Below are 9,156 nucleotides of genomic sequence, written 5' to 3' on the forward strand. Positions count from 1 at the left end.
CGCGAAGCCGCGAAGTCGCGAAGAAGAATGGGTTTCGCGCGGAGGCGCGGAGAACGCAGAGGTGTCTCGCCCGGCGGCAGCCTCAATATTGCTTCCCCGGCCTATGATGAAAACGGGATGTCCGCCCGAATCGATACCCCTCCGCGCCTCCGCGCCTCCGCGCGAATAAAATCTTCTCTGCTTCGCGGCATCGCGGCTTCGCGTGAACCCAAACTACAAACCGACCCGCTCCGCCAGCCACCGCGCCGCAGCCTCCGGGCTTTCCTTCGCCGCGTCGTCCCGATCGACCCGGTAGTTCGCCTCGCGCATCGCCTCGACCGGAATCCGGTTCAGCATGGGCCGCAGCGCCTTCACGAATCTCGCATCCGCCGTCCGGTCCTTCGCCACCAGCAGCACCGCGTCATACCCCGGTATCGCGCGCTTCGGATCGTCCAGCACCGCCAGCCGCTCCGCCGCGATCCGCCCGTCCGAAGAGAAGGCGGAGATCACATCCGCTCGCCCGCTCTCCAGCGCGCGGTACATGAAGGTCGGGCTGTACGGCGTCTGCCCGGCGAAGCGCAGGCCATAGGCGTCGCGCACCGCCGCCCATTCGGGGCGGTCGAGAAACTCCAGGTCGCTGCCCAGCTTCAGTCGGGGCGCCACACGGCCCAGATCGGCGAGCGACCGCACGCTCAGCCGCTGCGCGACCGGGGCCTTCATCGCAAAGGCATAGGCATTCTCGAACCCCAGCGGCCCCAGCATCGCCACGTCGCGCGTCGCGGCCCATTGCTGGAGCGCGCCCAGCATCGCGGCGCGGGGCGGCGAATCCTGCCGGTGCATCGCGGTGGTCCACAGCGTGCCCGCATAATCGACATAGACGTCGACCCGGCCCCCCGCCGTCGCCTCGAACGCCACCGCCGAGCCCAGCCCGTCGCGATAGCTGACCGAATAGCCTGCACGGGTCAGCCGGTCGCCGATCAGGCGCGTCAGGATATATTGCTCGGAAAAATTCTTCGCGCCGATCACCACCTCGCGCCGCTGTTGCGAGCCGCGCGGCCATAGCGGCTGCGTCGCCAGCGCACAGCCCAGCGCCAGCGCGACCAGCCCGCCGATCCACAGGCCCTTCCGCCGCGTCGCCAGCCCGCGTTCGATCACCCCGATCAGCGCGTCCACCCCCAGCGCCAGCGCGGCGGCGGCGAAGCATCCCGCCAGCACCAGCGCCCAGGCCTGTGTCTGGAGCCCGGCAAAGATCATGTCGCCCAACGAGGGCTGGCCGACTGTCGTCGACAGGGTCGCCGCGCCGATCGTCCAGACCGCCGCCGTCCGGATTCCCGCCGCCAGCACCGGCGCGACCAGCGGCGCCTCGACCAGCCGCAGCTTCTGCGCGCGGGTCATCCCGACCGCATCGGCCGCCTGCAACACCGCCGGATCGAGCCCGGCCAGCCCCGTCACCCCGTTGCGCAGGATCGGCAGCAGCGCATAGAGCGTCAGCGCCAGCAGCGAGGGCAGGAAGCCCAGCGCCGGTATGCCACCGCCGACCAGCCCCGACAGGCTGAGCAGCAGCGGATAGAAGAGCGCGAGCAGCGCCAGCGCCGGGATCGTCTGGACCAGGCTCGCCAGCCCCAGCGCGACCCGCGACAGCCCCGGCCGCCGCGCACAGGCAAAGGCGAGCGGCACCGCGATGACGATCCCGAGCAGCAGCGCGGCCATGCTGACCGTGACATGATGCGCGAGCAGCGGCGGCACGCGGACCAGCGCGTCGAGAAAGGCGCTCATCGGGCGAGCGCCGCCAGCCGTTCGGCCTGGTGCCGGGGAACCGCCATCAGCGCCTGTGCGACCGCGCCGCCCTGGCCCGCGACCAGTTCCGCCGGGGTGGCGTCGGCGACGATCCGCCCCTGGTCCATCACCAATATGCGGTCGGCGGTCAGCAGCGCCTCGGCCATGTCATGGGTGACGAGCAGGGTCGTCAGCCCCAGCCGCGCATGCAGCTCCCCCAGCCGCCCGGCCAGCGCGTCGCGCGTCACCGGGTCGAGCGCGCCCAGCGCCTCGTCGAGCAGCAGGATCGGCGGCTCGGTCGCCAGCGCGCGGGCGATCGCCACCCGCTGGCGCTGGCCGCCCGACAGCGCGTCGGGCATCCGCCCGGCCAACTCGCGGGGCAGGTCGACCAGATCGAGCAGTTCGCCCACGCGATCCCCCACCTGCCGCCCCGCGATGCGCAGCCCGATCGCGATATTGGCGGCGACCGTCATGTGCGGGAACAGGCCGTGCTGCTGGAAGACATAGCCGATCCGCCGCCGCCATTCGGGCGCGGGGCGCGCGCCGGCATCCTCTCCATCGATGGTGACGCGGCCCGTATCGGGCGTCTCCAGCCGGTTGATCATCCGCAACAGCGTCGACTTGCCCGATCCCGACGCCCCGACCAGCGCGACGAAGCTGCCGCGTGCGACGGTCAGCGAAACCCGGTCTACCGCGGCGACCGATCCGTAGCGGCGGCTGACATCGGTCAGGTCGATCATGGCGGGGGCGGGGGATGGCATCGGCATGTCCAACGCAGGGTCGACCGTTTCCGCCCCACCGTCCATCGCCTTTCGCTCTGTTCGCGGGGAACGAGACGCGGTATGACGTGTAAAACATGTTCAACAAAATGCCGCGTCAGGAGAGCCCCATGAACACCATCTCACAGCCCGCCAGCCATGTGCTGGACCGTGTCCTCGTCCTCGAAATGGTCCGCGTGACCGAGGCGGCGGCGATCGCCGCCTCGACGCTGGTCGGGCGCGGTGACGAGAAGGCGGCGGATGCGGCGGCGGTCGAGGCGATGCGCGCCGCGCTCAACGAGCTGGAGATGGACGGCACCGTCGTCATCGGCGAGGGCGAGCGCGACGAGGCACCGATGCTGTTCATCGGCGAGAAGGTCGGCACCGGCCATGGTCCGGAGATCGACATCGCGCTCGACCCGCTGGAGGGCACGACCATCTGCGCCAAGGCGGGGCCCAACAGCCTGGCGGTGCTGGCGATCGCCGAGAAGGGCCATCTGCTCAACGCGCCCGACGTCTATATGGACAAGATCGCGGTCGGCCCCGGCTATCCGGCGGGCATCATCGATCTGGACCGCAGCCCCAGCGAGAATATCCGCGCCATCGCCGAGGCCAAGGGGGTGAAGCCCGGCGACATCGTGGTGTGCGTGCTCGACCGCCCGCGCCACGAGACGCTGATCGCCGAGCTGCGGTCGCTGGGCTGCGGGGTGGTGCTGATCGGCGACGGCGACGTGGCGGGGGTGATCGCGACGACCGATCCGGACACGACGATCGACGTCTATATGGGCTCTGGCGGCGCGCCGGAGGGGGTGCTGGCCTGCGCCGCGCTGCGGTGCGTCGGCGGGCAGTTCAAGGGCCGCCTGCTGTTCCGCAACGATGCCGAGCGGGCACGGGCGTATAAATGGGGCGTGACCGATCTCGACAAGCAATATGACCTGACCGAGCTGGCGCAGGGCGATTGCATCTTCGCGGCGACCGGCGTGACCGACGGCTCGCTGCTGGCGGGGGTCAAGCGGCGGCCCAAGGTGATGACGACCGAGAGCGTGGTAATGCGCGCCTCGTCGGGCACGGTGCGCTGGGTCAAGGGGCAGCACCGGCTGTGATCTGCCAGGTTGATCGTCTTTCCGACGACGTAGCGCCGTGACCTTCACGCCCGCGCCGTTCAGCCTGAGCGAAGTCGAAGGCCATGGGATAAGCGTCGCCAAGCCGCGAACGCCGGGCGTGCGCTTCGACTTCGCTCAGCGCGAACGGATGGGTGAAGTGCGATCGGATGTGGAAGGGCAATGGTCCTGATGTCGCCCATTCTAGCCGCGCTTCTGCTGCTCGCCGCGTTGGGTGGCGTCTGGTGGTTCCAGAAGGGCGATCTGGGCGAATATCGGCGGTTCAAGGCGCTGAACGACGGTCATTCGCGGCGGATGCGCTTCCGGTTGTGGCTGGTGCGCGCGGCGCTGGTCTTCGTCGTTCCGGTGGGGATCGGGCTGGCTCTGCTCGGGCGGCTGGCGGCGCTGGTCACCATGCCGGGCGAGTTCGCACCCCTATCCGCGCTGCTGCCGTCGGTCCTTGCCAGCGACGACGGGGCATTGGGGTTGTTGCTGGGCGGCGCGGTGGGTGGGCTCGTCGTCGGCGCGGTGCTGGCGCGCGTGCTGAAGCGCAGGCCGCTGGGCGATGTCTCCGCGCTGTTGCCGCGTGACCGGCGCGAACTGAAATATGCCGCAGCGCTCAGCGTCATGGCGGGGATCGGCGAGGAGGCGTTCTTCCGCCTCTATCTGCCGCTGCTGGTCGCGGTGTTGACCGGACAGGCCTGGATCGGCTTCCTCGCCTCGCTGGTGCTGTTCGGGGCAATGCATCGCTATCAGGGCTGGGCGGGGATTCTCGCCACCACCGCGCTGGGGGCGGTGATGACGGGGCTGTACCTGATGACCGGCAGCCTGTGGGTCGTGATGCTGGTCCATGCTCTGGTCGACCTGAACGGCCTGGTGGTGACGCCGCTACTGGGCGGGGGGCTCAAAAGATAACCTGCTCCCCGGCGAAGGCCGGGGCCCAGTGACTGCAAGATTCATGGTGCCCCGAAACGGCAAGGGGGAGGCCCATATCCCGAATCCTCGACAACTCCTCGCAACTGGACCCCGGCCTTCGCCGGGGAACAGATAGGTTTCAGGCCGCGCTCAATTCTTCAGCCGCCAGCCGGTGCGGAAGATCCAGCCGATCCACGCCAGGCACGTCAGCAGGAACAGCCCCGTCACCCCCAGGCTGACCGTCGGGGCCACGTCCGATGTGCCGAAAAAGGTCCAGCGGAAGCCGTTGATCAGATACACGACCGGATTGAACAGCGTCACGGTCCGCCACGGCTCGGGCAGGATCGTCACCGAGTAGAAGGCGCCGCCCAGAAAGGTCAGCGGCGTGACGATCAGCAGCGGGATGACCTGCAACTGCTCGAACCCGCGCGCCCAGATGCCGATCGCGAAGCCGAACAGCGAGAAGGTCGTCGCGACCAGCAACAGGTAAAAGATCATCGCCACCGGATGCAGGATCGACAGATCGACGAACAGATAGGCGGTCGCCAGGATCACCAGCCCGATCACCATCGACTTGCTCGCCGCCGCGCCGACATAGCCCAGCACCGTCTCGATCGGCGACAAGGGCGCGGACAGGATCTCGTACATCGTCCCGGTGAATTTGGGCATGTAGATGCCCAGGCTGGCATTCAGGATGCTTTCCGAAAAGATCGACAGCAGCATTAGCCCCGGCACGATGAATGCGCCGTACGGCACGCCCGAAACCTGATTCATCGCAGAGCCGATCGCGGTACCGAACACCACGAAGTACAGCGTCGTGGTGATGACCGGCACCATCAGGCTGGTCCACACGGTCCGCCGGAACCGCGCCATTTCGAAGCGATAGATCGCCCATATGCCATGCAGGTTCATGCGCGCGTCCCCTCGACCAGATCGACGAAAATATCCTCCAGCGAGGATTTGTAGGTTTCCAGATCGACGAACCCGATCCCCATCTCGCCCAGCATTCGCAGGAGCGAGGGGATGCCGGTATGCTCGGCGCGCGCGTCGAAGATGTAGCGAAGGCGGCGCCCTTCATCCTCCAGCGTCAATTCCCATTCCGCCAGCGCGGCGGGGATCGCCGCCATCGGCTCGGCCAGCGTCAGCACCATCTCGCGCTTGCCGAGCTTCTTCATCATCTCGGCCTTTTCCTCGACCAGAAGAAGCTGGCCCTTGGCGATCACGCCCACCCGGTCGGCCATCTCCTCGGCCTCCTCGATATAATGGGTGGTCAGGATGATGGTGACGCCACGTTCCCGCAGGCGGTGGACCAGCTTCCACATATCGCGGCGCAGTTCGACATCGACGCCTGCGGTGGGTTCGTCGAGGAACAGCAGGTCGGGTTCGTGGGCGAGCGCCTTGGCGATCAGCACCCGACGCTTCATGCCGCCCGACAATTCCATCAGCTTGGCATGGCGCTTGTCCCAGAGCGACAGGTCGCGGAGCACCTGCTCGACATAAGCAGGGTTGGGCGCGCGACCGAACAGGCCCCGGCTGAAATTCACCGTGTCGATGACCCGCTCGAACATGTCGACCGACAATTCCTGCGGCACCAGCCCGACTTTCCGCCGCGCGCCCTTGTAATCGCGCAGCGCGTCATGCCCGTCGACCCGGATCGTACCCGCAGACGGCGTGACGATGCCGCAGACGATCGAGATCAGCGTCGTCTTGCCCGCGCCATTGGGGCCGAGCAGCGCGAAGATCTCGCCGCGCCGGATGGTCAGGTCGACCGGATGCAGCGCGGTGACGCCGCTTTTATAGGTCTTCGTCACCCCCTGGATGGACAGGATCGGGTCGGTCATGCGGCAGTCCCCCGTATTTGGTCCCCGTTGGAAGACTGCCGCTTTATCAACCGTTTCGCGCGTCGGCGATGGCCTTTTGCAATTGTTCGATCGGCAGCGCGCCCGACAGGACGCGGTTGCCGACGATCCAGCTGGGCGTGCCGTTCAGGCCCAGGCGACTCGCCGCCTCCATGTTGCGCGCGATCTCGGCATCGGCCTGGGGCTGGAAGGCGGCGAGCCTGGTCGTGTCGACCCCGGCCGCCCTGGCCGCCGCCGCGATCGTCGCGTCGCTGACCGGCCCCCCGGCATAGAGCGCGTCGTGGAACGCCTGGAACTTGCCCTGCGACGCGGCGAGCAGGCTCATCCGCGCCGCCGCCCGGCTGGACGGCGCCAGGATCGGCAGCTCGCGATAGACGATGCGCAGTTTCGGATCGGCCTCGACCAGCTGCTTGAGCAGCGGCAGGCTGGCCCGGCAATAGCCGCAATTATAGTCGTAGAATTCGACCAGCGTGACGTCGCCCTTGGGGTTGCCGGAATAGGCGTTCCCGAACGGCTTGGTCAGGTCGCCGCCGATCGCCGCCACCGCCTTGCCCTGTTCGCGGTCCTGAAGCCGCTGCATCGCCTCCGGGATCACCTCGGGATGGTCGAGCAGATAGGCGCGCACCGCCTCGCCCGAAGCGCCGTGCGGCGCGGCCAGTTGCTGGATGCCGATCGCGGCGCCGCCACCGATCAGGCCGCCGATCACCGCGACGGCGGCCAAGGCCTTCATGCTCATTTGCGGCGCTTCTTCTTGGAACTGGCGGCGGCGTCGGCAGAGGTCATCGCAATATCCTGCGCCCGAATCCATTCGGACGTATTGGGGGTGAGATTGGCCATCGCATAGCGGGCGCTCTGGATGGCGGTGCGGGTGTCGCCCATCATGCTCGCCCGCTCGGCGGTGGCGAGCGCGGCGCGCGGCTCGTCGCCCAGTTGTTCATAGGCGGTGCCGAGCTGGATCCAGGCAAAGGGATTGTCGTCGTCGCGCTGCACCGCGACCTTCAGCACCTTCACCGCCTCGGCCAGATGGCGTTTGTCCTCGGTCGCGATCAGCGCATGGCCGAAGGTCGTCGCGATCAGCGCATTCTGCCCCGACCCCATGGTCGCGGCGCGAAGCGGGGCCAGCGCCTCTTCGGGCTTGCCCGATTCGAGCAGGATCTGGCCCTGGATTTCCTCGAAATAGGGATCGTGCGGGTCGCGCGCGATCAGCGCGGCGGCCTCCGCCTCGGCTTTGTCGGGGTATCCCGCCTTGTGATAGGCATAGGCGCGCGCATAATGCGCATAGACCGACTGGTCGCCGACCGGATATTTGATCAGCGTCGCCTCGGGCGTGGCGACATAGCCCAGCAGCTTGGCCTTCACCCGCAGGAAGCGTTCCTGCAATTTCGCATCGGCCGGCTTGTTCCAGGCGGGCGCGGCCTGGAGATCGGCGGTGAGCGCCTGGATGCGGTCGGCCGATAGCGGGTGGGTCTGCGCGAAGGGATCGATATTGGTGTAGCCGTACCGATATTGCTGGTTCTGCAACTTCTTGAAGAAGCTCAGCATGCCCTTGCCGGTGATCCCGGCGGTGGTCAGGTATCGCGCGCCCGCCGCATCGGCGCTGGATTCCTGCGTACGGCTGAACGCCAGCACCTTGCCCATCGCGGCCTGCTGTCCCGCCGCCATGATCCCCGCGCCCGCCTCGCCGCCGCCCGCCGCCATCGCGGCCAGCCCCAGCACCATCGAGAGCAGGTACATGCCCATGGCGGGCTTCATCGCGGCATCGCCCAGCACGACATGGCCATCGGCGATATGGCCCAGTTCGTGCGCGACGACGCCCTGGACCTCGTTCACATTGTCCGCCGCCTGGATCAGCCCCGAATGGACATAGACGATCTGGCCGCCCGCCACGAAGGCGTTGATCGAATCGTCGTTGATCAGGACGATCTTCACATCGCGCGGCGACAGCCCCGCCGCCTTGATCAGCGGCGCGGACATGTCGGCGAACAGCGTCTCGGTCTCCGCATCGCGCAGGATCGACTGCGCGGCGGCCGGTTGGGCCCAGAGCAGGGCGGTGGCGGCGAAGGCGGCGATCAGGCGCTTCATGATATCCTCTATCGTCGGGTCGGGCCCCGCGCACAACCGGCTTTGCAGGCGCGGGTGCGATGGATAGCCTCTGGCAGCGCATGGCTGAACGCCGGGCGAACGAAAGGGGAGACGGGGATGGTGGCGATGACGATCGACGAACGACCCGCGCCGGTGACGGTGCGACAGGGCCTGCCACCCTGCCGGATTCGGGCCAGCGGTGCGGAAATCCGGCGGATCGCCGACCTGCCCGCCTCCGTCGCCGCTGCGATGGACGCGGCGGCCGGGGGCATCTTGGCCGAGGCGGGCCAGCCCTTCCATGCCACCGACGTCGCGCACCGCGATGCGCCGCCGGGGGTCCGCTTCCTGCGCGCCTATCGGGTGCGCGATCTGTGGCTGGTCTGGGTGGAGCGCGGCGGGATCGCGCATCGCTACGATGTGTTGGGGTTCCGGGACGCGCCGCATGGCGTGGTGGCGGCGGTTCCCGCGAGTCCGGGCCGGATGGGGCTATGCGCCGCGTCGCGCAGGCTGGCGGCGGCGCGGGGATAGGGCGGGGCTTCTTGCCCTCTCCCCTGGACAGGGGAGGGGGTTAGCGAAGCTTGCCAGCCTGCTGGCTAGAGCAAATTCCGATCAGTCTGCATCGTAACCGGCTGCGGCGAAGTAGTTGGCGCATTCGGCAGGCGTGAAGGTGTCGATGGCGGCACCGAT

The 9,156-nt window shown here is 68.1% G+C and carries 10 protein-coding genes; 4 read left to right on the plus strand and 6 right to left on the minus strand.

Features of this window, described 5'->3' with window-relative positions:
• Window positions 1–213: 213 nt before the first annotated feature.
• Both ABIC44_RS05390 and ABIC44_RS05395 read right to left on the minus strand, forming a co-directional pair.
• Window positions 214–1,755 (minus strand): ABC transporter permease/substrate-binding protein, encoded by a 1,542-nt coding sequence (locus ABIC44_RS05390; RefSeq protein WP_354294162.1) that lies wholly within the window; start codon window positions 1,753–1,755, stop codon window positions 214–216.
• Entirely contained in the window at window positions 1,752–2,522 is a 771-nt protein-coding gene (locus tag ABIC44_RS05395; protein WP_502959819.1) for an ATP-binding cassette domain-containing protein, read from the minus strand. The genes ABIC44_RS05390 and ABIC44_RS05395 overlap by 4 nt, the downstream gene beginning before the upstream one ends.
• Before the next feature lie 122 nt (window positions 2,523–2,644).
• Here ABIC44_RS05395 and glpX point away from each other — a divergent pair, with 122 nt between their 5' ends.
• Genes glpX through ABIC44_RS05410 form a run of 3 tightly spaced genes read left to right on the plus strand, consistent with a single transcriptional unit; the run spans window position 2,645 to window position 4,528 of the window.
• Window positions 2,645–3,616: a class II fructose-bisphosphatase gene (gene glpX, locus ABIC44_RS05400; RefSeq protein ID WP_354294164.1), complete on the plus strand. Its 972-nt coding sequence runs from the start codon at window positions 2,645–2,647 to the stop codon at window positions 3,614–3,616.
• A 37-nt stretch (window positions 3,617–3,653) separates the two neighbouring features.
• Entirely contained in the window at window positions 3,654–3,806 is a 153-nt protein-coding gene (locus ABIC44_RS05405) for a hypothetical protein (protein WP_354294165.1), read from the plus strand.
• Entirely contained in the window at window positions 3,806–4,528 is a 723-nt protein-coding gene (locus ABIC44_RS05410; RefSeq protein ID WP_354294166.1) for a CPBP family intramembrane glutamic endopeptidase, read from the plus strand. Before ABIC44_RS05405 ends, ABIC44_RS05410 begins: the two co-directional genes overlap by 1 nt.
• A 150-nt stretch (window positions 4,529–4,678) precedes the next feature.
• Here ABIC44_RS05410 and ABIC44_RS05415 read toward each other — a convergent pair whose 3' ends face one another.
• Genes ABIC44_RS05415 through ABIC44_RS05430 form a run of 4 tightly spaced genes read right to left on the minus strand, consistent with a single transcriptional unit; the run spans window position 4,679 to window position 8,469 of the window.
• On the minus strand, window positions 4,679–5,440 hold the full coding sequence (locus ABIC44_RS05415) for an ABC transporter permease (RefSeq protein WP_354294167.1): 762 nt from the start codon (window positions 5,438–5,440) through the stop codon (window positions 4,679–4,681).
• Window positions 5,437–6,369 carry an ABC transporter ATP-binding protein gene (locus ABIC44_RS05420; RefSeq protein ID WP_309692256.1) on the minus strand — a complete coding sequence of 311 codons (933 nt, stop codon included), beginning with the start codon at window positions 6,367–6,369 and terminating at the stop codon, window positions 5,437–5,439. Before ABIC44_RS05420 ends, ABIC44_RS05415 begins: the two co-directional genes overlap by 4 nt.
• A gap of 46 nt (window positions 6,370–6,415) precedes the next feature.
• Entirely contained in the window at window positions 6,416–7,123 is a 708-nt protein-coding gene (locus ABIC44_RS05425) for a DsbA family protein (RefSeq protein ID WP_354294168.1), read from the minus strand.
• Entirely contained in the window at window positions 7,120–8,469 is a 1,350-nt protein-coding gene (locus tag ABIC44_RS05430; RefSeq protein WP_354294170.1) for a M48 family metalloprotease, read from the minus strand. Before ABIC44_RS05430 ends, ABIC44_RS05425 begins: the two co-directional genes overlap by 4 nt.
• Window positions 8,470–8,586: 117 nt before the next feature.
• On the opposite strand from ABIC44_RS05430, the gene ABIC44_RS05435 reads away from it, so the two are divergent.
• On the plus strand, window positions 8,587–8,997 hold the full coding sequence (locus ABIC44_RS05435; RefSeq protein WP_354294171.1) for a hypothetical protein: 411 nt from the start codon (window positions 8,587–8,589) through the stop codon (window positions 8,995–8,997).
• Window positions 8,998–9,156 lie beyond the last annotated feature (159 nt).

Origin of the sequence: Sphingomonas sp. 1185 (genome assembly GCF_040544655.1) — a bacterium.
Lineage (GTDB): Bacteria > Pseudomonadota > Alphaproteobacteria > Sphingomonadales > Sphingomonadaceae > Sphingomonas.